The 24,104-nt window shown below is 42.8% G+C and carries 17 protein-coding genes; 13 read left to right on the top strand and 4 right to left on the bottom strand.

What is annotated here, in order from left to right; all coding sequences use genetic code 11:
• The first annotated feature begins 381 nt into the window (after positions 1-381).
• From KL866_RS10135 to KL866_RS10160, 6 genes are all read left to right on the top strand, one after another.
• Positions 382-891, top strand: a complete 510-nt coding sequence (locus KL866_RS10135) for an RNA methyltransferase (protein ID WP_214994911.1) — start codon at positions 382-384, stop codon at positions 889-891.
• 89 nt (positions 892-980) lie between these two features.
• Positions 981-1,901: a PEP-CTERM/exosortase system-associated acyltransferase gene (locus tag KL866_RS10140; protein WP_251139959.1), complete on the top strand. Its 921-nt coding sequence runs from the start codon at positions 981-983 to the stop codon at positions 1,899-1,901.
• A 133-nt stretch (positions 1,902-2,034) separates the two neighbouring features.
• A complete protein-coding gene (locus KL866_RS10145; protein ID WP_251139960.1) occupies positions 2,035-3,978 on the top strand; it encodes an alpha-amylase family protein in 1,944 nt (647 codons plus the stop codon).
• Between the two features lie 330 nt (positions 3,979-4,308).
• Complete coding sequence (locus KL866_RS10150) at positions 4,309-6,063, top strand: alpha-amylase family glycosyl hydrolase (RefSeq protein ID WP_251139962.1); 1,755 nt, start codon at positions 4,309-4,311, stop codon at positions 6,061-6,063.
• Between the two features lie 37 nt (positions 6,064-6,100).
• Entirely contained in the window at positions 6,101-7,573 is a 1,473-nt protein-coding gene (locus KL866_RS10155) for an MFS transporter (protein ID WP_029661412.1), read from the top strand.
• Positions 7,574-7,583: 10 nt separating this feature from the next.
• The gene (locus KL866_RS10160; protein WP_214994915.1) at positions 7,584-9,284 is read left to right on the top strand and encodes an alpha-amylase family glycosyl hydrolase; all 1,701 of its coding nucleotides are present in this window, start codon (positions 7,584-7,586) and stop codon (positions 9,282-9,284) included.
• Between the two features lie 116 nt (positions 9,285-9,400).
• On the opposite strand, the gene KL866_RS10165 is transcribed toward KL866_RS10160, so the two are convergent.
• Entirely contained in the window at positions 9,401-10,423 is a 1,023-nt protein-coding gene (locus KL866_RS10165) for a LacI family DNA-binding transcriptional regulator (protein WP_025255224.1), read from the bottom strand.
• A gap of 298 nt (positions 10,424-10,721) precedes the next feature.
• Here KL866_RS10165 and glnS point away from each other — a divergent pair, with 298 nt between their 5' ends.
• Positions 10,722-12,389, top strand: a complete 1,668-nt coding sequence (glnS, locus tag KL866_RS10170; RefSeq protein WP_025255225.1) for a glutamine--tRNA ligase — start codon at positions 10,722-10,724, stop codon at positions 12,387-12,389.
• Positions 12,390-12,488: 99 nt separating this feature from the next.
• On the opposite strand, the gene KL866_RS10175 is transcribed toward glnS, so the two are convergent.
• Positions 12,489-13,232, bottom strand: coding sequence for a YciK family oxidoreductase (locus tag KL866_RS10175; RefSeq protein ID WP_025255226.1), 744 nt, complete (start codon positions 13,230-13,232; stop codon positions 12,489-12,491).
• A 320-nt stretch (positions 13,233-13,552) separates the two neighbouring features.
• Between KL866_RS10175 and KL866_RS10180 the strand changes: the two genes are divergently transcribed.
• From KL866_RS10180 to KL866_RS10195, 4 genes are all read left to right on the top strand, one after another.
• Complete coding sequence (locus tag KL866_RS10180; RefSeq protein ID WP_214994917.1) at positions 13,553-16,150, top strand: VolA/Pla-1 family phospholipase; 2,598 nt, start codon at positions 13,553-13,555, stop codon at positions 16,148-16,150.
• A 242-nt stretch (positions 16,151-16,392) separates the two neighbouring features.
• Positions 16,393-18,918 (top strand): acylase, encoded by a 2,526-nt coding sequence (locus tag KL866_RS10185; protein ID WP_214994919.1) that lies wholly within the window; start codon positions 16,393-16,395, stop codon positions 18,916-18,918.
• A 117-nt stretch (positions 18,919-19,035) separates the two neighbouring features.
• Positions 19,036-20,070, top strand: a complete 1,035-nt coding sequence (gene sohB / locus KL866_RS10190; RefSeq protein WP_025255229.1) for a protease SohB — start codon at positions 19,036-19,038, stop codon at positions 20,068-20,070.
• A gap of 103 nt (positions 20,071-20,173) precedes the next feature.
• Complete coding sequence (locus KL866_RS10195) at positions 20,174-20,797, top strand: TetR/AcrR family transcriptional regulator (RefSeq protein ID WP_025255230.1); 624 nt, start codon at positions 20,174-20,176, stop codon at positions 20,795-20,797.
• Positions 20,798-20,880: 83 nt separating this feature from the next.
• Here the strand turns inward: KL866_RS10195 and KL866_RS10200 are convergent, their stop codons facing one another.
• Positions 20,881-21,201: a hypothetical protein gene (locus KL866_RS10200; RefSeq protein WP_025255231.1), complete on the bottom strand. Its 321-nt coding sequence runs from the start codon at positions 21,199-21,201 to the stop codon at positions 20,881-20,883.
• A gap of 255 nt (positions 21,202-21,456) precedes the next feature.
• Between KL866_RS10200 and KL866_RS10205 the strand changes: the two genes are divergently transcribed.
• Together KL866_RS10205 and KL866_RS10210 are read left to right on the top strand one after the other, a co-directional pair.
• On the top strand, positions 21,457-22,218 hold the full coding sequence (locus KL866_RS10205) for a Nif3-like dinuclear metal center hexameric protein (protein ID WP_025255232.1): 762 nt from the start codon (positions 21,457-21,459) through the stop codon (positions 22,216-22,218).
• A 15-nt stretch (positions 22,219-22,233) separates the two neighbouring features.
• Complete coding sequence (locus KL866_RS10210) at positions 22,234-22,977, top strand: methyltransferase domain-containing protein (RefSeq protein WP_025255233.1); 744 nt, start codon at positions 22,234-22,236, stop codon at positions 22,975-22,977.
• A 44-nt stretch (positions 22,978-23,021) separates the two neighbouring features.
• Here KL866_RS10210 and KL866_RS10215 read toward each other — a convergent pair whose 3' ends face one another.
• Entirely contained in the window at positions 23,022-24,062 is a 1,041-nt protein-coding gene (locus KL866_RS10215; protein WP_214994921.1) for a 2-hydroxyacid dehydrogenase, read from the bottom strand.
• Positions 24,063-24,104 lie beyond the last annotated feature (42 nt).

Consider the following 24,104-nt stretch of genomic DNA (forward strand, 5'->3'; position numbering starts at 1 on the left):
ATTTGTAAACTTTGCAATTAACGGGTAAATTTTTCACGTAATTGGTCTGTATTTTGCTGAAATAAGGTTAATTAAATAAGATAATGTTATCTTCTTTGATACCTCAAATAAGAAAGAGCACTGTATTTAATAAAAGAAATATGAGCGAACGCTGTCGAAATTCAGAGCGGCAGGTAGGGCATTGAATGACGGTAAACATTTGTTCGCTAGTTTGTTGTTACCAATGTCGAAATGAATAGTTTGAGGTCGTCGAGCACAAAAACAATGTTATACCATTTATGTATGCCAACTAATACTTATGGCTAATTTTTATGATTACGCGTAGTAGCATTCAGAAAGTCGTGTCAGTATTTAAGATAAATAAAATAAATCGAATAAAACGTGCAGATAGCAAAACAAAAAATTTCAGTCGGGTTAGTAAACCCCAAAAACCCAGTAAACGTCGCATCCATTTTACGTGCTGCAGGGTGCTATGGTGTTGCCAGTGTTTTTTACACGGGGCAACGGTATCGACTAGCTAAAGATTTCAACGCAGACACTAAAGCGTTTCATAAAGTTATCCCCACAATTGGTGTAGATAGCCTGCGGGAAGTTGTGCCTGAGGGCGCTTCTGTAGTTGCTGTAGAATTGGTTGAAGGCGCTACGCCCCTACCAATGTTTGAACACCCAGAAAATGCGTTTTACATCTTAGGTCCAGAAGATGGAAGTATTAGTTCAGATATTTTGTCTTGGTGTGATCACGTTGTATATGTACCAACTTATTCATGTATGAATTTAGCGGCAACAGCGAATGTTTTACTGTATGACCGTCTATCAAAGTCTGATTATGTAAGTGGGGATGCGCTTATCAGACAAAGCAGAGATACGAATAATAAAACGAAAATTCTTTAGAAATTCAAAATTACACTAACTAAGGCTGTTGCTGCGAACAGGAAGTTACCCACAAGCCTAACAATAAATAAAATCAGGGGAGCTTTGCGTTGAAAACTAAAACAATGAGCGCTGTTCGTGCGCTCAACGGTGCCGTGTCTAGTAAGTTAAATCAAATTCCACGACAATTGTTAAAGGTATTTCCACGTCGATTGTCACTTGAAGAAAGTATTTCTAACTTCTTCTTTAGCCGTTACGAGCTAGTGATAGCCAGTGAAGAAAATGAAAAACAAATCAGCTACAAAACGCGTCACAAAGTGTATTGCGAGGAAATGAAGTTTGAGCAACAAAACGCAACGGCGTTAGAAAAAGATAAGTACGATGATCGCGCAATAAACTGTTACATAAAACACCGATCTTCTGGGGAGTGTGCAGGGACAATTAGACTAGTATTGCCGACTAAAGCTGGACTTTCCCTGCCTCTTGAAGAAAAGTGTAGAGATGCTTTTGAAAACGGTGAATTGCTACCCTCAAACCTGGACCCTCAAAGTGTATGTGAAATATCACGGTTAGCTATACCAAGAGAATTTAGAGTGCGCCAGATGCGTACAAAAATTCTGCCCGCCGACAAGCTAGAGAAGATAAAACACAAGAAAAGTACGTCTTTTAATGTAGAGCATTTTCCTTATCTTTCTATCGCGCTCTATTTAATGGCAACGAGTGTTTGCCAACACCTAAACGTGGAGCATGCATACGTGCTTATGGAGCCTAAGCTTGCACGAAGAATGAAAGCGTTTGGAATTCACTTTAACCCTGTGGGTGAAGCTATCAACTTTAACGGTAAACGTATGCCTTACAGGTTATCATCACAGGTTTTATTAAATGACTTAGCAAAACCCCTTAAAGGTTTTCACAAAAAGATACACTCAGACCTTCACACTGCGTTACAAGCTATTAGCGGTGGAGCACAGCCTATAATTCACCCTATTCAACATGAGCAAAAACCTTTACGCGTTGCACAGGCAGCGTAAAGACTTTCATATAGTGCTAATAGTTGGCCGCCCTTGTGGGCGGTTTTTTATGGTTGAATACGTATGCATGTTTTTTAACATCCGGTTAACGAGTATTCTGTTGGCATAATTTACGTTTATCACAGTGATTACCATGCCAAAGTCCCAACTTCGTTTCTGTCTGAAGCCCTTAACTATTGCTATGCTGTCAATTGGTTTAACAGCGTGTTCGGGGCCATCCTCCTCAATGAGCAATAAGATGCCTGCAAGCGAAGGCGCTAGCCCTAACACAACTGTTCAAAGCAGCGATATGTCAACCTCTAGTGATACAATTAGAAGGCAGGGTAAACCGGTCGTTTACCAGGTTTTTACACGTCTATTTGGAAATACAAATTCAAACAATCAGCCTTGGGGGACGGTTCAGCAAAATGGCGTAGGTAAATTTAATGACTTTACCCCTGAAGCCCTTGAAGCCATTAAGTCTTTAGGCACTAGCCATATTTGGTATACCGGTGTGCCACATCACGCGGTAATTAATGACTACACTGATTACGGTATATCAAATGATGACCCAGATGTAGTTAAGGGCCGCGCTGGCTCGCCATACGCAGTAAAAGATTACTACAATGTTAACCCTGACTTAGCTGAGAACCCAGCAAAGCGCTTAGAAGAATTCGAAGCTTTGATTGACAGAACTCATGCTGCGGGAGTGAAAGTTATCATAGACATTGTTCCTAATCACGTTGCCCGTGATTATCATTCTCTTTCTGCGCCTGACGGCGTAAGCGATTTTGGTGCGAAAGACGACACCTCAGTCGAATATGCCCGAAACAATAACTTTTACTATGTTGTGAATGAAGCGTTTCAAGTGCCTAGCGCTGACAATCACCAACCTTTAGGTGGCGAAGCACACCCATTGTCTGACGGCAAGTTCGAAGAGTTTCCAGCCAAATGGACAGGGAACGGTGCAAGAGCTGCGCAGCCAGACATTAACGATTGGTATGAAACGGTAAAGGTTAACTACGGCGTTAAGCCAGACGGCACTTATGATTTTCCCATGCTACCTGATGAATACAGTCAAAAATCTATTGAAGAGCACGCCGCGTTTTGGCAAGGGAAAGATCTTCCTGACTCGTGGTACAAATTTAGAGACATTGCCCATTATTGGATTGACAAAGGTGTCGATGGATTTCGTTTTGACATGGCGGAAATGGTGCCAGTAGAGTTTTGGTCGTTCCTTAATAGCAGCATCAAACAAAAAGAGCCTAATGCGTTTTTGCTGGCTGAGGTCTACCAACCAGATAAATATCGAGATTATATTCACAAAGGCAAGATGGATTACCTTTACGATAAGGTCGGCTTTTACGATACGTTGAAAACTATTATGCAAGGGAAGGGTAAAGTTAGCGAATTGGTAAGTGTCCATAAAAAAATCAACGATATTGCACCACATATGCTGCATTTCTTAGAGAATCACGATGAGCAACGTATTGCGAGTCCTGATTTTGCAGGTAGCGCAGAAAAAGGTAAGCCAGCGCTCGCAGTGAGCGCGCTAATAAGCAGTTCACCAACGCTGCTTTATTTTGGCCAAGATGTGGGCGAAGACGGCAGCGAAGAAACAGGGTTTGGCGACCCCACGCGTACGTCTATTTTCGACTACGTTGGCGTTCCTGCTCACCAGCGGTTTATGAATGATGGAAAATTTGATGGTGGGCAATCTAGCAAAGATGAAAAGGAACTTCATAACTTCTATAAACGTGTTATGTCAATCGCCGCTACTAATCCTGCCATAACTGGTGAGTATAAAAGCCTTCACTCAATGAATCTTAGTGTTGAAGATTCAGCCTATTCAGAGCAGCAATTTGCCTTCGTTCGAAAAAAAGATGGGCATGGCTTAGTGGTAATAGCTAACTTTAGTGATAAGTCTACCGGCCCAATAGAATTTACTATTCCTTTAGATGTTATAGGTTCAGATGGGGAAATTAAAACCCTAAAACCGCTTCTTTCCCACGAGAGCATTAGCTTAGAAAAGGGCAATATAAACTACGAAACCTCGCTATCGCTGGACGGTTTAGAAACTAAGGTTTTTGCGTTTTAAGAAGTTTTAGGACTCGCTACGTAAGCTTAGACGAGAAGTTTCTTGAAGCGAGATGCTATGTGTATTTGCATAGTGTCTCGTGAATACGTATGCAGAGCATTGGTCAGTTGGTCCAAGCAAGGTAGTATCTCGTCATCATCTTGTACTTAACGTATTTTTAACATTGGTGTCCATGTGTTCAAACGTAACAGCGTAAGTAATGCTATATTCCCAACGCGTAAAGCCGCGCTTTCTATATTCGTAGGTATTGTTGCTTCTCTGCCTGTATTTTCTGTTTATTCGTCACAAGAAAATAACGTAAATGTTTACCCTCCTAACTGGTGGGCAGATATGCAACACGCAGAAGTAGAGTTAATGTTATCGGGTAACGACGTCGCCGACGATAATGTCTCTATTACAAAAGGTAATGTGAAAATAAAACAAAGTAGGGCGCTTGATAGCGATAACTACCTTTTCGTCACTTTAGACCTTAGTGAAGCTAACCCACAAGAACTTATGTTGACATTAAAAGATGAAGATGGAAGTTCGCGCGATGTACACTATTCACTAAAGAAGCGAAGTGAAAATTCGTCTTCAAGAGAAGGCTTTGGCCCTCAAGATGCCATTTACCTAATAGCGCCAGACCGTTTTGCCAATGGCAACCTAGAAAATGACAATATTGACGGATACAAGGATAAGGTTGACAGGTCATTTAAAGGTGGACGTCATGGAGGCGATATTCAAGGCATAGCCAACAACCTCGACTATATAAAAGATATGGGCTTTACCCAAATTTGGGCTATGCCAATGCTTGAAAATGCGATGGAAAAGTATAGTTACCATGGGTACTCAACCACTGATTATTACAAGATAGATCCACGCTTTGGTTCTAATGAAGCTTTCATCGAACTTAGCCGAAATGCCAACCAAAAAGGCGTTGGCGTGATAATGGATATGGTACTTAATCATATTGGCAGTGAGCACGCATGGATGGACGATACACCCTCGTCTGACTGGATCAACAATGATGGGAAGTTTGTAGGTACAACTCACAAGCGAGAGTCACTTCACGACCCCCACGCAATATCAAGCGATATTAAGGGGTTTAGCGACGGCTGGTTTGTACCAACCATGCCTGATTTAAATCAGCGTAATCCTCATTTGGCGAATTACTTAATTCAAAATGCTATCTGGTGGGTAGAAACCGCAAACTTAAGCGGTATTCGTGTAGATACCTATTCATATCCTGACAAAGGTTTTTTGAGCCAGTGGACTAACCGTATTATGGACGAATACCCCAACTTTAATATTGTAGGGGAAGAGTGGTCGGTAAACCCTGCAATTACTGCTTATTGGCAAGCGGGTAGTCACCGCCACGATGACTATGACAGTGCTTTACCATCTGTAATGGACTTCCCGCTTCAAGCTGCCGTTGTTCAAGCGTTAAATAGTGATGAAAGCTGGAACTCGGGTTTTATCACTGTTTACGAAACCTTAGCGACTGACTTTTTATATGGTGACCCCAATAATCTAGTTATTTTTCCTGATAACCACGATATGAGCAGAATCTTTACTCAGTTGAACAATGACAAAGCTAAATGGAATATGGCGATGACATTGTTTTTAACCACGCGAGGGATCCCGCAAGTGTTCTATGGAACTGAGATTCTGATGGGTAATGAAGGGACAGAAGACCACGGTATTATACGCACTGACTTCCCAGGCGGGTGGCCAACGGATAGTGAGAAGAACGCCTTTACTGGCTATGGTCTTTCTGATGATGAAAAGTGGGCGCAAAACCGCATTAAAACGCTTTTAGCGCTTCGTCAGTCTCACCCTCAATTATTCAAAGGTGAGTTAAAACACTATGCACCCGGTGACGGTGTTTACACCTACTTTCGAGTAGCTAGTAACACCGAAGGATCTTCCGCAGAAAAACTGATGGTTATTCTTAATAAAAAAACCGTAGATTTGCCCTTAACAAATTACGCAGAGATGCTAGGTACTGATGTATCAATAACGCGGGTAAGCGACGGTGAAAGGTTTAGAGCTTCTGACACTTTAAGCCTTCCGGCAATGTCTGCTAGTGTTTTCATAGTGCAGTAACTTTTTAATTACATTAAAACAATAAATAGAGCAAAGTATGCAAGCAACTCAACCACGCCTTTCTTTCTGGCAAATATGGAACGTCAGTTTTGGCTTTCTAGGTGTTCAATTTGGTTTTGCACTGCAAAACGCAAACGTTAGTCGAATCTTGTCTGACTTAGGGGCAGATCTTCATTCGTTATCGCTATTTTGGCTTGTAGCTCCCATTATGGGCTTGATAGTACAGCCTATTGTGGGTTCTGCATCTGATCGAACATGGAATAGATTAGGTCGACGTCGTCCCTTTATCCTCGCCGGTGCTATCGCAGCAGTCCTGGGTATGATTTTACTCCCCAATGCGCCTATTTTTGTTGCGTTCTTAGCACCTATGTTAATGGGGGCGCTAATGGTCGCGCTTATGGATGCATCATTTAACGTTTGCTTCCAACCGTTTCGTTCATTGGTATCAGACATGGTACCACCGTCACAACGTAACGTAGGGTATTCAATTCAGTCGCTACTTATTAATATCGGTGCGGTTATCGGCTCTATATTACCCTTCGTCTTAACAAACGTTGTTGGCCTTGAAAATACAGCGCAAATGGGGGAAGTCGCGCCTTCTGTCGTGTGGGCATTCTACATTGGCGCAACTGTGCTGCTTGGCACGGTTATTTGGACTGTAGTTCGCACCAAAGAGTACGCACCAGACGAATATAATCGCTATAAAGGGCTAACGGAAGAAGAGATCTTAGAACAACAAACGCCAAAAGCTCCTCTTCGCCAGCGTCTAAGCGAGTTTTTTGTTCTTGTTAAAGACATGCCTACGACCATGAAGCAACTTGCAGTTGTACAATTTTTCTCATGGTTTGCGCTCTTTATAATGTGGGTATACACCACGCCTGCTATTACCCAACACATTTGGAACGTAGATAAGCAGTGGTTCGACCCAGCTTATATTGCGGCTGCGCCTATGGTGCCAGAAGCTATCATCATGGCCAAAGGTGCCGCTGGCGACTGGGTAGGGATTCTTTTCGCCGCATATTCTGTGTTCGCTGCTATCTTCTCTATATTCTTAGCAAAGCTTGCTGATAAGTTTGGTCGCAAGGCTGTTTATGCAACGTCATTAGCGTTAGGCGGCTTAAGCTATGTAAGCTTTTTACTTTTCCAAGACCTAACAATGGTGAACGTAAACTTACTGATTACTGAAGTAACGGTTCCACTTGGCGCGGTAAAACTACTCATTCCTATGATAGGTGTAGGAATAGCGTGGGCGGCTATTCTTGCTATGCCTTACGCCATGCTAGCTGGAGCATTGCCCGCTAATAAAACCGGTGTTTACATGGGAATTTTCAACTTCACCGTTGCTGCGCCGCAAATAGTGTCAGGGCTGACTGCAGGTTGGATCTTAAGTAGTGTGTTCGATAACGACGCTAAATATATAATCGTTGTAGCAGGTGCTTCTATGTTAATTGGTGCAGTATCAGTCTTCTTCGTTAAAGAAGCTGATAAACAAGAACTTGAAGCAGAGTAAGGAGCTTAATGTGTTATTTAAACGTTCAACAATTGCATTAACGTTAGCCGGCTTATTTTGTTCAGCATGCACAAGTACAACTACATCTGTAGTTAATTACAATGAAAGGCATACCGCGCCGGCTATCGTCGGCACCAGCACGCCGTTTGCTAGCGAAGCGGTTTACTTTGTTGTGACAGATCGCTTTGTCGACGGTGACCCCAATAATAACCACGAAGACCAAGGTGGTAATCATCCCACGTGGCAACTGCCGTTAGAAGGCCCCGATGGGAAGAACGCCTATGTGGGTTACATGGGCGGTGATTTACAAGGTATCTTAAATAACGCTGATTACATCAAAGAGATGGGCTTCACGGCGGTTTGGATGACGCCTGTCCACGATAACCCTGATCATGCGTTTAATGGCGATGAGCCTGTTACTTATGGCGGTGCGTTTAAAGACGGCGGTAAAACAGGCTATCATGGGTACTGGGCAACTAACTTTTATCAAGCTGATGAACATTTGATTAGCGACAATTTAAGTGTAAGTGACTACACCGCGAAAATGCGTGAGCACGGTCTCAAGTCAGTATTTGATATAGTAGCGAATCACGGCACACCAAGCTTCACTATGGAAGAGGACTTGCCAGGCTATGGAGAACTCTACGATAGGGATGGAAATTTGGTTGCTGACCATCAGAACCTAGCGCCTGAAGAGTTAGATCCTGAGAATAATCCGCTACATAGTTTTTTTCATAACTATCCTGATTTAGTAAAGCTCTCAAACCTTGATGACGAAAACCCAGCGGTACGGGATTATTTGATTAATAGTTACCTTTATTGGATTTCTCAAGGTGCAGATGCGTTTCGGATAGATACCATTAGGCATGTACCTCACTCATTTTGGCGCGAAGCCTCAGACCGTATACGTGAAGAAAACCCAGACTTTTTTATGTTTGGCGAAGCGTTCGATTACGAAGCCAATAATATTGCTCAGCATACATTACCTAAAAATGGCGGCGTGAGCGTACTAGACTTTCCTATGCAAAAAGCTATGGTTACCGTTTTTGAAAAACCGCTTGAAAGTGACTTTTCAGAGCTAGAAAAAGTACTTTATCTTACCCATGGCCCATACAGTAATCCGTATGAATTAACTACATTCTATGACAACCATGATATGGCGCGCATTAATGCTACTGATAATGGCTTTATTAATGCACACAACTGGCTGTTTACTGTTCGAGGTATTCCGGTTGTTTACATGGGCTCTGAGATAGGCTTTATGCGCGGTACCACAGAGCATGCGGGCAATCGCAATTATGTCGGTCAAGAACGCTTGGACCAAGCTAAAATCCATCCTATTCAACAGTCGCTAACAAAGATTGCTAATGTGCGTAAAAATACCATCGCGCTACAGCGTGGTGTCCAAGTAAACCTTGAGATAGACGGCCATCTAGCATCGTTTTATCGCGTAGTTGATACTAAAGATACGCACCAAACTGCACTCGTTTTACTCAACAAGGGGAATGAAGCGCAGTCATTTCAGGTTAGTGAATTTATGCAGTCGGGCGACTGGGTAGAGCAATTGTCTGGTGAAACCCAGACTGTGGCTAATGGTGCAGCATTAAAGACTAAAGTTGCACCTAATGGCGTTCAGGTGTGGGTTCGCGAAGGCAAAATTAGCAGCCCTGAGCTACTAATCCAAATTGAATATCAGCTGGCCCGTCAGTAAAAAACTGCAAGCTAGCAACTAGCAATCCTAACAACAAAAAAGCCCCAAGCGTTAACGTTTGGGGCTTTCTATTTTATGTATGAGCTATTGCCAATAAATGTGTAAATTTCTTACTTCTATTCTGTACCGCAAGACTGACGAATAATAATATCCGCAGGCATCAAGTAATCTTGAACTTCTTCGTTATTAATGGCTTTTATTAACGTATTAACCAAAAGCTCACCCGCTAGTTTAGTATTTTGTTGAACAGTAGTTAGTGAAGGGGTGGTGTAAGCAGATACGGCAATATTGTCATAACCAACAACTGCAACATCATCGGGCACATTCACTTTTGCTTGGCGTAAGGCTCTTAGCACACCCATTGCAATAAGATCTGAAGCACAGACAATCGCTTGGGGGAGTTCGCCACTTTGCAATAACGACTTAACCGCTTCAGATCCGGCATCTTCGGTAGATATTGCGTTACGCTGAACACTTGATTGAGCAAGACCACGAGACTGAAGCGCTTTAAAATAACCATCAAAGCGCGCTTTAAATTCAGGTGCATGGTCACCGTTGTCACCAATAAAGGCAAATGATGTTTTACCCAAACCAATTAAGTGTGATGTAACACTTTGACCACCTTGGTAGTTGTCACAACCGATACTTACTCCCGGGTGTGCTTCATCTGGCGCGCCCCAACGAACAAAGTGAGTGCCTTGAGATTCAAGTTGAGCGACTTTGGTTTGATAATCAGTGTAGTCGCCGTAACCTAGCAATATAATACCGTCGGCTTTGTTTGAATCTTCATACTCTGCGTGCCAATCATCGTCCAAATTTTGAAACGACACAAGAAGGTCGTAATTCGCTTGCGCACATGCACGGGTAATACTACCAAGCATTGCTAAAAAGAAAGGGTTGATCATCGAGTCGTCAGACGTTGGATCTTCAAATAGAAGTAGGGCGATTGTGCTGCTCTTTTGCTTTCTCAAATTACTAGCGTTCTTATCCACTTTGTAATTGAGTTCCCGGGCAATACGCTGAACGCGGTCACGAGTTTCTTGGTTTACTAGAGGGCTATTATTTAACGCTCGCGAGACTGTTGACTGCGAAACCCCTGCCAAGTGGGCAATATCAAAAGAGGTTGCTTTTTCTTTCATAAACACCATGTTTTGCTGCTACGACAATGTTGTCGCCAAATTAGATTACCATATTTTTTAAGTAACGCGTGTTTTTTGCTTTGCAGACGCTTAAATGCCATGCAAAATTCATAAAGCGTCAGTCTTTATTTATGCTTAAGCAGGTTTTACTGAAGTCGATACGGTGTGCTTTATACGTGGATCGCTCTTAATTCAACCACTTGTCAGGCTTCTTTGAATAAAACATGGTTGAAGCAATTACGAGAGTGTTATACTCAGCGAGATTTTGAAATATTACGTGCATAAGGGGAACAAGCGAATGGCCGAGACTGAACAACGTCCGACCAATTTTATCCGTCAGATTATCGATAAAGACCTGTCAAGTGGTCTGCATGACGTTATCAAAACTCGATTCCCGCCGGAACCAAACGGGTTTCTCCATATAGGCCATGCTAAGTCTATTTGTCTAAACTTTGGTATTGCACAAGACTATACTGGGTCTTGTAACCTTCGATTTGATGATACTAATCCTGCTAAAGAAGACATTACTTACGTTAATTCTATTAAAGAAGACGTTCTGTGGCTTGGCTTTAAGTGGGATGGCGAACCGCGCTACTCTTCAAATTACTTTGACCAACTTCATGCATATGCTGTTGAGCTTATTGAAAAAGGCTTGGCCTATGTAGATTTTTCGGCTCAAGACGTTATGCGCGAAATGCGTGGTACGCTTAAAGAGCCAGGTCAAAACAGCCCTTATCGAGATACAGACGTTGAGACCAACCTTCATGAGTTTGCCAAGATGACGGCAGGCGACTACAAAGAAGGCGAATGTAGCTTGCGTGCAAAAATCGACATGGCGTCGCCGTTTATGTGTATGCGTGACCCGGTAATCTATCGCGTTAAACATGCACATCACCACCAAACCGGTGATAAATGGTGTGTGTATCCGATGTATGATTTTACCCACTGCATTTCGGATGCTATCGAAGGCATCACACACTCGTTGTGTACATTAGAGTTCCAAGATAACCGTCGTCTCTACGATTGGGTTATAGACAATATCTCGATTGACTGCACGCCTCGTCAGTATGAGTTTTCTCGTCTCAATCTAGAATACACAGTGCTGAGTAAACGTCGCCTTATTCAATTAGTCGAAGAAAATCATGTAAGCGGTTGGGATGATCCTAGAATGCCAACCGTTGCAGGCTTACGACGCCGTGGTTATACACCTGGCTCTATCGTAGAGTTTTGTAAACGTATTGGTGTGACCAAGATGGACAACATGGTTGAAATGTCCATGTTGGAAGCTTGTATTCGCGATGATCTAAACGCCAACGCGCCTCGTGCAATGGCCGTACTTGACCCTATTAAGCTGGTTATCGAAAATTATGAGGAAGGTAAGGCGGAAACACTGATTGCGCCTAATCATCCTAATGATGAGAGTATGGGGACGCGTAGTATTGGTTTTAGTCGCGAAGTATATATTGAAGCGGAAGACTTCCGTGAATCGGCAAACAAAAAATTCAAGCGTTTAGTGCTTGATAAAGAAGTTCGTCTTCGCAACGCCTATGTAGTGAAAGCGAATCGCGTTGAAAAAGACGAAGATGGCAATGTAACTACCGTTTACTGTACGTACGACCCAGAAACATTAGGTAAAGATCCCGCTGATGGACGCAAGGTTAAAGGCGTAATTCATTGGGTGGATGCAGCAACAGCTCAAACGGCTGAGTTTAGACTTTATGACCGTTTGTTTAATGTTCCAAATCCAGCAGCAGAAGAAGATTTTACTGATGCGATAAATCCCGAGTCGCTAGAAGTGAAGCAAGGCTGGGTGGAGTCTGAACTAGTTAACCACGTACCTGAAGTGGGTGCATGGCAGTTTGAACGCACCGGTTACTTCTGTTTAGACAAAGACAGCACAAACGACAAGCCGGTTTTTAACCGTACGGTTGGCCTCAGAGATACATGGGCAAAAATGGGCGAGTAGGCTTCGGTTCTTACTAGACTTTATACATTTACATTAAAAAAACCGCTTAAGTGTAAACTTAAGCGGTTTTTCATTTAATTAGGGATAGTTTTTAGTTAACTATTTAGGTTGGCAATCGAGAGACTGTCCGGTTATTTCCTTACTGTCTTCGCCCATAAGGTAAAGATACATAGGCATAATATCTTCCGGCGTTTTTAATGTTTCTGGGTTTTCTGCTGGAAAAGCCTGTGCTCGCATATGCGTGCGGGTACCGCCTGGGTTTATACAGTTGAAACGCAGTGTTTTGTTCTGATATTCTTCAGCAAGGGTTTGCATTACACCTTCTGTTGCGAATTTCGATACCGCGTATGTACCCCAGAACGCGCGGCCTTTTCTTCCAACACTAGAGGTAGTAAAAATAACTGAGGCATTTTCTGCTTTCTCTAACGCCGAAATAAGCGCCTGCGTCATGTATACCATGCCATTTAGATTTATTTGCATTACGTCTTGCCACTCTTGCGCATCAATGTCTTTAAATGCGCTCAAATGACCTAAAATACCAGCATTATGAAGCACGCCGTCCAATCGACCAAATTGGTCAATAATGGTTTGTGTCATCTGTTGATAATGAGAAGGTGTTGCACCTTTAATATCTAAAGGGATAATTGCGGGCTCTTGACCGCCTGCAGCAACAATTTCATCATACACCGCTTCAAGTTTAGACACGGTGCGGCCTAACAAAATACAAGTAGCACCATGTGCCGCATAGGTTTTTGCGGCTTGTGCACCAATTCCATCGCCAGCGCCGGTGATAAGAATTACTTTATCGCATAATAAATCCACAGGTGCGTTGTAATCGTTCATTGTTTTCCTTCAAAAGCTTAATTTTTATCGCAAAGATTGGGGTCTGCAGACCCAATAAAAAAATAGACGTCAGATCATACTCGGCCTGACTCACAAGTAAAACAATGAATGAAAAATTCTTCAAACGTAAAAAAAGTTAACGAAAGTAGTTAACAAAACTTTGCAAAGTTGCAACAAAGTCAATAAGATTGAGCAAGATACAACTGGTCTAACATGTTTAAAACTATCAACTACACCTGTAAAGACAGGGTAGACCAAGCTACTTTTAGAAGAGCTAGGTTTTAGACACAGAATAACAACAATGCTTGTAGGGAGTAGAGATGAGAAAACTCGTATTAAGTTCCAGTGTGGCCCTTGCGCTGGGTCTAGCAGGCTGTGGTGGCTCCGATGAAACCCTTTCCGACATTCAGGCCGAAACAGAAGTCCAAACGCCATTTTCACGAATAGTTTTTGACCCAGCTACTGGGAATTTAAATATACCTAATGACCTTCTAATGCTTCCGGGCGATGACGGTTTCTTTGATTACACGCTGAATATTCCAGTAGATGATCCTACAGATTTTGGTGATCCGCAAAACGCACTAAACGTGTTAGACGGCTGGTCTACGCAACATCCGTTTGTTATTAACGTTGAAACGCCTGTTGGCGCATCGCTCGACGAGAGCTCTTTAGCATCTGGGGTACTTTTATTTGAAGCAACGCTAGGGCTTGACCAAAGCGATCCAGACTGTGCTCAAATTTCTACGCCTTCAGCAGGTTGTAAGCTTGGTGATCAGCTTACCTATGGTGTTGATTACGTACTTAGCTTAGCGGACAGTAACACTATTACTTTTGTACCATTAAAACCGCTTAAACCTGCTCAAGGTTACATGCTGGTTATGACCACAGAGTTAAAAGACTCATCAGGTAAATCGGTACAAGGCTCAACAACGTGGGACTCGGTACGACAAGACATAAATACTAATCCGCTATCAAGCGATGCGCAGCTTCAGCTTCAAGGTTTGGTGAATTCATTTGTAAACCCACTGCTGGGAGCGGGCTTTGCGCGTGAAGACATCACTTATGTGTCCACTTTCACAACCCAGTCTATAGCTAATTCCCTTGATACTATCAAAAAGGTAATGATTAGCGGTTTTGCACAACTAGCTGCTGGTGGGGACCCATCTGCGCCAACTGCGCTTCCAGCCATTACAGTTAGCGATGTTACTGCAGCGCCAAACGCGATGGAAGCGTTAGGCCTTGTTAATGAAACTGTTGTCGCTGGCGCGGTTGAATTGGGTAAACAAGGATTACCGGATAACATTCAAGCAGCGATTGACGCTACAGACTTTAGTTTACTAGAAACTTGCGCGGGGCTTGCTGGAACGGCGTCAGGCCAACTCGCGGCTCAGTGGGGAGCGCTAAATGAATTTGCAGTTGGCGTATCTACGGGAATATTGGCGCAAGCTGGTCCGTTTTGTGCTGCACAACGTTACGAAGGTAATATTGCACTGCCGTATTTCTTAGGAGTACCAAGTGCAGAGAATCCACTTGCACCAGTAAATGACTTTTGGAAAGCAGCGTGTGATAGCGGTATTGTACTAGCAGGTACTCCGCAAGAATTACTTGCCACCGCAGAACCAGGTCCTAATGCCGCAATGTGTTCTTCGCTTGGCCTTGCAGACGTTCGTATTAATGGCGAAATGCTAGATAGCGCAAGAAATATCACTAAATTCAATCCATACCCACAGCCTACTGGCGGAAATATGGGAACGGAAACCTTGGACGTTCAGGTTACTATCCCTGATCCAGCTATTGCGGGCGCATTAGGATTCCCTATCAGCATGCCTGAAGCAGGGTGGCCAGTGGTTATTCTAGCGCACGGTATTACCAGTCAAAAAGAAGATATGCTTGCTATCTCAGGCACGTTGTCTCTGGCCGGAATTGCGTCGGTAGCTATTGACCAACCACTACACGGTAGCCGAGGCTTTGATCTAAATGGCGATGGAACCGATGAGTTAAATGCAACATCAGTAAGTGCAACCCATTACATGAATCTTGCTAGTCTGCCAACTGCTCGCGACAACCTACGCCAAAGTGTGTCAGATTTACTTGGTTTGCGTTTAGGGCTTAACGCCGTAGTTGATACCACTGCAGCGCAAAACGTTAAGTTTGATATGTCTCGCGTTTCTATCATGGGTGTATCGCTAGGTGCGATGACTGGCGGTAACTTTGCTGCAGTTGCTAATACATCAATGGGCGGTGATTTAGCGGCACTTGACGGCATGTTTGCTGTTAAGCAAGCATCGCTCGAATCTCCTGGAGGTGGCGTAGCTCAATTCCTATTAGAATCTCCTTCATTTGGACCTCTAATTAAAGGCCTGTTGCTTTCGCAAGCATCTGAAGAGTTTGTTGCTTTACTTAATCAATTATATCAAACCACCGATGTAAGCGAAGACCAGCTTCGAGCGGCAGTTTCTGTTTTTGAAGATAACCTAACTGCAGAACAAGCTGCTGAAGTAAATGCGGTATTCGCTGAATTTGCGTTTGCAGCGCAAACAGTGATGGATGCAGGCGACCCAACCAACTATGCTCAGACATTAGGTAGTAATACACCTGTACATATGATGACTGTAGTAGGTGATGGTAGTGACGAAAACTTACCTGATCAGGTAATTCCAGTTTCGACAGCGTTACCTCTCTCTGGTCAGCTTTCGCTAGCGGCGACAATTGGCTTAGAGCAAGTCACAACTACTCAAGGACCTGGTGCAGATCCAATCAGTGGAGTGGTGTTGTTTAATAGTGGTGCACATGCTTCTAGCTTAAGTCCAGCAGCAAGTGCGGCGGTAACCACAGAAATGCAAAAAGAAGTGGCTGGGTATATTGCCTCTGACGCGCTTGTGCTTCCTATTTCGGATGAAAGTGTTGTTGCGAACTAGTCACGTTTAATTTGTACCAAAAAGCAGTGTTACAACTGCTTACATTTTACCAAGTAAAAGCCGGCATCTACGCCGGCTTTTTTTTTCATTATAAGCAGAATGTTATTTGAATGCTTTGCGGTGTTAATGTAATGTAAAATAAAGGTCCGATCAGTTTCACTGATAATAAAAAATCACTGTGTTTAAATCACTTACGACACGAGATGACGACCTTATTCACTCATCATTAGGGAACATATGCGATGATCAACCAAAATAAATTTACTGCTAAGCGGACGCTTATTGCACTCTCACTTATGGGTCTGTTAACCGCTTGTGGCGATAACGACAACGATTTCTCAAACGTAGAGCAGCCAGCGCCGCCGACGCCTACCACTCCGGAACCAGCGCCTACACCTATTCCTGCGTTTTCACCAGATGGCACTTTGTCAGCAGACGTTACATGGACGACCTACGGTGTACCACACGTAAAAGCGGATAACCTTGAAAGTATGGCGTATGGAGTAGGCTACGCCTTCGCAAGAGATAATCTCTGTGTACTGGCAGACCAAATTCTTAAGTACAATTCCGAACGTGCCAAGTTTTTTGGCCCAGACCAAGTGCCCGGTAGCGGCGACTCCGAACATCTCATTAACGATTTCGGCTTTTTAACGTTAGGTATCCGAGAACTTGCGGAAGAAAACTTACCGAGAATGTCTGCTAATTCAAGGGCAATGTTTCAAGGCTATACGGCTGGGTACAATCGGTACTTGAGTGAAACGCCTGTTGAAGAGCAAGATCAAAGCTGTGCGGGTCAACCTTGGGTCACTGAAATTGATAGCATTGACTTGTTAACCTACTCCTTAGGGGTAGCACTGCTACCCGGAGCGGCTAATTTCTTAGGCCCAATGTTTATTGCCGCGCCCGAAGGTGAGAGTTATCTACCTACACCAGCTGCGTCATCAAGTGAAGTTGCTTCTTCATTTAAGATTGCGCCTACGGTTAGTTTACCCGAACGAAACCCTCAAGAAATGGGCTCAAACGGATGGGGACTTGGCAGCGATAAAACGACCAATGGCAAAGGCATGGTGTTAGGGAACCCGCATTTTCCCCACACCGGCAATCTACGCTTTTGGAATTTTCACGCTCAAGTACCTGGTCATCTAAATGTTACAGGCGGCTCGCTAATGGGCTTACCTGGTGCTGTGAATATTGGGTTTAACGAAAACGTTGCGTGGACTCACACATTCTCAACTGCTGAACATTTCGTAGTTTATCAATTAACCCTTGATGAAGATGATGAATCAGGCCTTACTCATATCGTAGATGGGAATAGACGCACCATTTATGAGAAACCGTTACAAATAGATGTTGCGGTGGGTGGCGGACAAACAATAAAACTTAGTAAGACGGCCTATTACACCAACTATGGCCCTATGATTGAAGTTCCGGGAAATTTTGATTGGAATGGCAATAATGCTTTTGCCATAAAAGATGCGAACTTACCAAATATTGACGTAGTCGATCATTGGCTCGCCATGAATATGGCCACATCAATGGACGAATTTAAGCAAGCTTTCAAAGACTATGATGGTGTAATTTTCAACAATACTATGGCAGCTTCTGAAGATGGCCAAGTATTTTATATTGACGATTCCACCGTACCGAACTTAACCGAAACTGCAATAGAACAATTAACAACAAATCCGTTACTTATTCAAACTAAAGCGGCCGCTGGCTTTACCGTATTACCAGGTAATATTTCACAGTTCGATTTTGAAGGGCCTGTTCCTTATGAAGAAGCACCTAAGTACGAAGGCACAGATTCGGTTCAAAATTCAAATGACAGCTATTGGTTGACGAATTTGAATTCTCCTATTGTTGTTAGCAACCCGCTATTTGGTAGCGTGGAATACCAACAAACACTACGCTCTAGAATGGGGCAGCAGTTCATTGAAAATGAGGCAGGAAGCGATGGTACGTTCACGCCAGACGAAGTAGAGGGGCTATTATTCAACAACCGCAGTTATTTGGCAGAGAATATTCTGCCTTCACTGCTTACACTATGTGCAGAACAAGGTGATACGCCAGTAGATGTAAACGGAACAAGCGTTGATGTATCGCAAGCGTGTGCTGCGTTGGAAGATTGGGATGGCACCATGAATCTTACCAGTACCGGCGCCCATGTGTTTAGAGAGTTCGCTTTTCAATTTAACCAAGCGCCTCAGTGGGAAGTACCGTTTTCGCTTGATTCACCTGTAACTACGCCATCAGGTTTGGTTCAAAACAATATTACTCTTGAGCAGCTAGCGCGTGCTACACAGGTCATTGAACAAGCAGGCGTAGCATTTGATGCGCCGCTAGGTGATGTGCAATTTGTTGAGCGTAGTTTACCTGATGGCACTGCTTCGGGCATCAAATTGCCGTGGGCTGGCGCTCATAATATTGAAGGTGGCTTTAACGTATTTGACGTTAGTAGTAATAGAAACGGAACCCAGTTGCCAAGACATAGCTACGAAACAATAAACAGCAATACGGCAATGAGTGCTGAAGCACAGGGGTATCACATTAACTATGGAACTAGTTGGGCAATGGTAATCAATTTCACCGAAGAGGGACCTAAGGGGCGTGGAATATTAACATACTCACAATCTCGCAAGTACGGCAGCGAGCACTTCCTAGACCAAACTCAACTTTATTCTACTCAACCAACATTAAGGGATATCTTTTTCACTGATGAAGAAATTGAAGCGAATAAGATAGAGCAGGTTAACCTATCGTCAGAATAAGACGAGACTGGTATTATAGGTAATTACATCAGCGGCTTTGCCTGAATTTAGGTAAAGTCGCTATTTACGTTGTGAATAGACAACGACGGTTACCCGTTTTTTTACTAGGAGTAGAGTTTGGAGTTTTTGTACGAGTACGGTTTGTTTGTTGCCAAAGCAATCACGTTAGTCATCGCTTTCGTTGTAGTTATATCAACAATTGTTGGTGTAGCAAGTAAGCAGAAGCAGGGGAAGGGGCAACTTGAAATCGTGTCAATTTCAGAGCAGTTAAAGGACATAACTAACTACGCGAAAGAAGTCCTTTTAGATAAAAGCGCGCTAAAAAAATTAGCCAAAGAACAGAAAAAAGAAGCAAAAGCTAAAAGCAAAGCAAAAAACAAAGAGCAAGGTGAAGCGTCTGAAAAATCCCGTATGTATGTCATAGACTTTAAAGGTTCTATGGATGCCAATGAGGTTGAACATTTGCGCGAAGAGATTACCGCTATTTTATGTGTAGCAAATAAAGAAGATGAAGTACTGGTTCGTCTTGAAAGTGGCGGTGGTGTTGTTCATGGGTATGGACTAGCCGCGTCGCAACTACAGCGTATTAAAGAAAAGGGTCTTAAATTGACTATCGCGGTGGATAAGGTTGCAGCTAGCGGTGGTTATATGATGGCTTGTGTTGCAGATAAATTGTTGGCTTCACAGTTTGCGTATATAGGAAGTATTGGTGTTTTAGCTCAACTTCCCAATTTTAACAAGCTACTGAAGAAAAACGACATTGAGTTTGAACAACATACTGCGGGTGAATTTAAACGTACGCTAACTATCTTTGGTGAAAACAACGATGAAGGTCGCGCTAAGTTTAAAGAAGAAATTGAAGACATTCATGTGTTGTTCAAAGATTTCGTTCAAAGTCAGCGTCCAGAAATGGATATAGACAAAGTCGCTACGGGTGAATATTGGCCAGGTGTAAAAGCAAAATCTCTTGGCTTAATTGACGACATTACGACGTCAGATGACTATATTTTGTCGAATTATCCAGAACGTGAAATATTCAGTGTTAAGTATGCTGTGAAGAAAAACGTAGCAGAGAAACTTGGCATGTCGGCAGCGAATGTTGTTGAGCGCGTGTTTATGAAATCAATGAGCAAAGCGCGTCACTGGTTTTAATAAAGATAATCTGTCTGTGTTTATTACAACAGGACCATTAACATAGTTAATAAGCACAGATAGGCGTAAAATTTTCTAATCTACAAAAGATAATAAAAAGAATATGGCACAGCGTACTAAAACCGATATATTGGATGCGGCTGAATACTTGTTTTCTCAAAGTGGTTTTACCCAGACCTCAATGCGAGAAATTACCGCCCGAGCAGAAGTCAATTTAGCGTCTGTAAACTATCACTTCGGCAGTAAGAAAAATTTAATTCAAGCCGTGTTTAAGCGATATTTTGATGAGCTTATGCCACAAGTAGAGACTTGCTTAGCCTCTCTTCCGCCTATTAAAGGTGCTGAAGGCGTAGAGCAACTTCTTTACTCGCTCATTCCACCTATGTTGCATCTCAACACTATCTCTGAACAAGGTACCGCCACTTTTGTAAAATTACTTGGCCGCGGGTACAACGAAACTCAGGGGCATTTACGTAAATTTTTAATGCAGGATTACGGCAATTGCATACGTGCACTTGTAGACGCTATCCGACGCTGCTTACCTGAGTTACCAGAGGAAGAACTATTCTGGCGATTGCATTTTGCTATGGGAAGTTTTGTTTTTTCGATGGCATCAAGTCAGGCGTTAACCGAAATTGCTGAATCTGATTTTCACAAACATGTCGATATAAAAGAAGTTATTCAACATCTTGTTCCATTTGTCGCTCAGGGATTTGCCGGCAAATAGAATAGTTATTTCTTTATACATGAACAAAACGCTAGTCTCCCCCAGAAGGAGACTAGGCGTCATGTGAAATGCTGTTTTAGAAATTAGCGTGGAAGGGTGGAACCAGGTGTTTCGGCATCGAGTTTTTCTGCCCAAAAATTTTTAACCGAGAAGCCTGATTTTTTAGAAGTAGAGGCTTTTTTCTGTGCGGGTTTAGCCGCAGCTTTTTTCTCTTTCTCTTTGGTCTTAGGCGTACCAGAAACTAAAGATTCTGCCATTTCCTGCAGCTGTGCTAAACGCATATTTTTGCCGCCGTCTACACTGTACCAACCGCTTTTACTTTCGATAGACGGCGATTTTTCGTTAGCTTTTTCGTAAGCTTCAGTGAAAGCCGCTATTACGGCATCTTTGTCTAAGTTAGTCATGCTTTTTTGCTCTTTATTTTGTTAAGATGACGAACGTTTTACAACCTGTAATACCGAAAGGTAGCTTCGGCTTATCTATAGCGCAACGTGTAACCTATGTAAGTGGAATGGAAATAAGTCTTGCTCTGAGAAGTTCAATCTTTATTCACCATTTATCCACGAACTACATGTGTCGACTTAAAGGTATAATGCTAAACGTTCGCGTATTTTATAGCGTTTTTTTAATAATTTGTCTAACTTTTAACCGGAGGACTTGTGTCTATTACCCGCCTAGAACTACAAAATTATCTTGAAGGAATGTTGAGGGTTAGCGAAATCAGCGATTATTGCCCTAATGGTTTACAGGTAGAGGGCACGAGCAAAATAGAAAAAATAGTGACAGGCGTTACGGCTTCACAAGCTTTAGTTGACGCAGCTATACAGGCTAATGCCGATGCACTTATAGTCCATCATGGTTACTTTTGGAAAGGTGAGTCACAAGCAGTGACTGGTATGAAAAAGCGCCGCCTTTCGGCTTTACTCTCCAGCAACGTTAATTTGTTTGCTTACCACCTGCCGCTAGATGTCCACCCAGAACTTGGTAACAATCGTCAGCTTGCCTCGCTGTTAGGTATTCAAAATGTTAGTGCGGTAAATAGCATTAAACCTATTGGCGTTGTCATGCAGGGTAATTTCGAGAAACCAATCGAAGCGACCGAGCTGCAAGGTGTTTTACGAAACCTACTTGGAAGAGACGTCCTATTAGAAGGGCCTGTATCAAAATCTATATCAACAGTTGCTTGGTGTACAGGAGGTGGTCAGGGGTTCATAGAGCAAGCGGTTGAGCGTGGTGTAGATGCTTTCATTACGGGTGAAGTTTCTGAACAAACCGTACACACAGCAAGAGAAATGGGTATCACTTTTTTCGCGGCAGGACACCATGCCACCGAACGCTACGGAGTGAAAGCCTTAGGCGAACATATTGCCCAGCAGTTCGATGTGACAGTTGAATTTATTGATATTAATAATCCAGCGTAGTGAAGACGGTAGTGTATGAATAACGATCGTATCTTCGATGGTATCGCTGAGAAGTTTTCAAGCAATATTTACGGAACTACTAAGGGTAAATTACGGCACACATTGTTATGCGATGTTCTTGAGCCTTATTTAAAAACACCTATTCGCGCGATCGAAATAGGTGGGGGCACAGGCGTAATGACAGCCCATATTGCCTCAAAGGGGCATTCAGTTGTTTTAACTGATGCGTCTATAGACGTGCTTAATCAGGCGGAATGCTTACTTTCTGATGCATCAAACATAACTATACGGCATCAGTACCTACAGCAAATTGAAGACCTGAGTGATTTTGATTTAGTGATTTGCCATGCAGTCTTAGAATGGCTAGATGCACCGTTCGACGCTATAGATTTCATATATAGCAATATGAAACCCGGTGCGCGTTTAAGTTTAAGCTTCTTTAATCAAGATGCGAATTTATTTGCCAATGCTATTTACGGCAATTTTGATTACATAGCCAAAGGCATGAAAGCGAAAAAGCAAGTTAGGTTAAACCCTAAGCAACCACTTAGCGCAATGCGAGTAGTTGAACATTGCGAGTCACTGGGCTTTAACATTGTTGATAAAGCGGGCATTCGCTGTTTTCATGACTACATGCGAGATATTTCACACCAAAACAGCAAGTTTGATGATTTACTTGCGTTGGAGCGACAGTACCATAGGGAAACACCTTACCTATGGCTCGGAAAATATTTCCAACTGATTTTGGAAAAGCAGTAATTCGATTAACTATTCAAAGAATGCTAAATGCAACAGGTGATGACCTAGAGCGTGTTGTCACCCGTAACAATGTTGTTAAGTGTAGTTGCGGCGATTTCGTCTAATGCTTCGTGCGTAAAGAAACCTTGGTGCCCAGTTATTAGGACATTTGGAAAGGTAGTCAATCTTTGGAAAATATCATCTTGTATAATTTCCTGTGAATGATCGCTGAAGAAGAGTTCAGATTCTCTTTCATAAACATCTAGCCCCAAGTAACCTATTTTTCGAGTTTTAAGCCCTTTAATGATGGCTCTATCGTCGATAAGACCGCCTCGAGACGTATTAACAATCATCACACCCTGTGGCATTTTGGCAATACTATTTGCATCGATAATATGATGACTCTGTTCGTTGAGTGGACAGTGCAGCGTCACAATAGTACTTTTCTCTAATAATTCATTTAAAGATACATAATGCGCACCCATATCAAGCACTGAGCCATTTTGATATGGATCGAAGCAAACAACTTTACATCCAAAGCCTAGAAGTATGCGTATTACCGCTCTACCAATTTTTCCTGTGCCAATTACACCTACAGTTTTACCGTGAAGAGTAAACCCCATTAACCCACCAAGATCGAAATTACCCTCACGAACGCGGTTGTAGGCTTTATGGGTTTTTCTATTTAGCGTAAGGATAAGTGCTAATGTGTGTTCTGCAACCGTTTCTGGGCTGTAAGCAGGTACGCGGCTTACAGCAATACCAGCCTTCGCTGCTGCGTCCACATTAACATTATTAAAACCGGCGCATCGCAGGGCTACGTGTTCTATACCGCAGTCTTTTAGTACGTCGATAGTCGCTGCGTCAACGTTGTCGTTTACAAATACCACTACATCACTAAACCCCTTACAGCCAACAGCGGTTGACGAATTTAACGAATGCTCAAAGAATGTGGCGCTAATAGTAGTACCGTTGGAATTGCTATAGGATTTTAATAACTCAGAAAATACCTCTTGTTCGTAAGGTCGGGTACTAAAGAAGGCGATCTTCTTGTTTTGTGAGCCGTTAACCTGTGTGAAGGTCTTGTCGCTAGGAGTGGTTTTCATTTTAGTACTCTTTTATTTAATACTTTAAATAGATCCATAGAC

Source organism: Alteromonas sp. ALT199 (genome assembly GCF_018619335.1).
Classification (GTDB): domain Bacteria; phylum Pseudomonadota; class Gammaproteobacteria; order Enterobacterales; family Alteromonadaceae; genus Alteromonas.

Excerpts from the sequence above, each read along its gene's own strand:
- KL866_RS10145 (WP_251139960.1), top strand. The coding sequence starts at position 2,035 with ATGCCAAAGTCCCAACTTCGTTTCTGTCTGAAGCCCTTAACTATTGCT.
- KL866_RS10150 (WP_251139962.1), top strand. The coding sequence starts at position 4,309 with ATGCAACACGCAGAAGTAGAGTTAATGTTATCGGGTAACGACGTCGCC.
- KL866_RS10155 (WP_029661412.1), top strand. The coding sequence starts at position 6,101 with ATGCAAGCAACTCAACCACGCCTTTCTTTCTGGCAAATATGGAACGTC.
- KL866_RS10165 (WP_025255224.1), bottom strand. The coding sequence starts at position 10,423 with ATGAAAGAAAAAGCAACCTCTTTTGATATTGCCCACTTGGCAGGGGTT.
- glnS (WP_025255225.1), top strand. The coding sequence starts at position 10,722 with ATGGCCGAGACTGAACAACGTCCGACCAATTTTATCCGTCAGATTATC.
- KL866_RS10175 (WP_025255226.1), bottom strand. The coding sequence starts at position 13,232 with ATGAACGATTACAACGCACCTGTGGATTTATTATGCGATAAAGTAATT.
- KL866_RS10180 (WP_214994917.1), top strand. The coding sequence starts at position 13,553 with ATGAGAAAACTCGTATTAAGTTCCAGTGTGGCCCTTGCGCTGGGTCTA.
- KL866_RS10185 (WP_214994919.1), top strand. The coding sequence starts at position 16,393 with ATGATCAACCAAAATAAATTTACTGCTAAGCGGACGCTTATTGCACTC.
- KL866_RS10195 (WP_025255230.1), top strand. The coding sequence starts at position 20,174 with ATGGCACAGCGTACTAAAACCGATATATTGGATGCGGCTGAATACTTG.
- KL866_RS10200 (WP_025255231.1), bottom strand. The coding sequence starts at position 21,201 with ATGACTAACTTAGACAAAGATGCCGTAATAGCGGCTTTCACTGAAGCT.
- KL866_RS10210 (WP_025255233.1), top strand. The coding sequence starts at position 22,234 with ATGAATAACGATCGTATCTTCGATGGTATCGCTGAGAAGTTTTCAAGC.
- KL866_RS10215 (WP_214994921.1), bottom strand. The coding sequence starts at position 24,062 with ATGAAAACCACTCCTAGCGACAAGACCTTCACACAGGTTAACGGCTCA.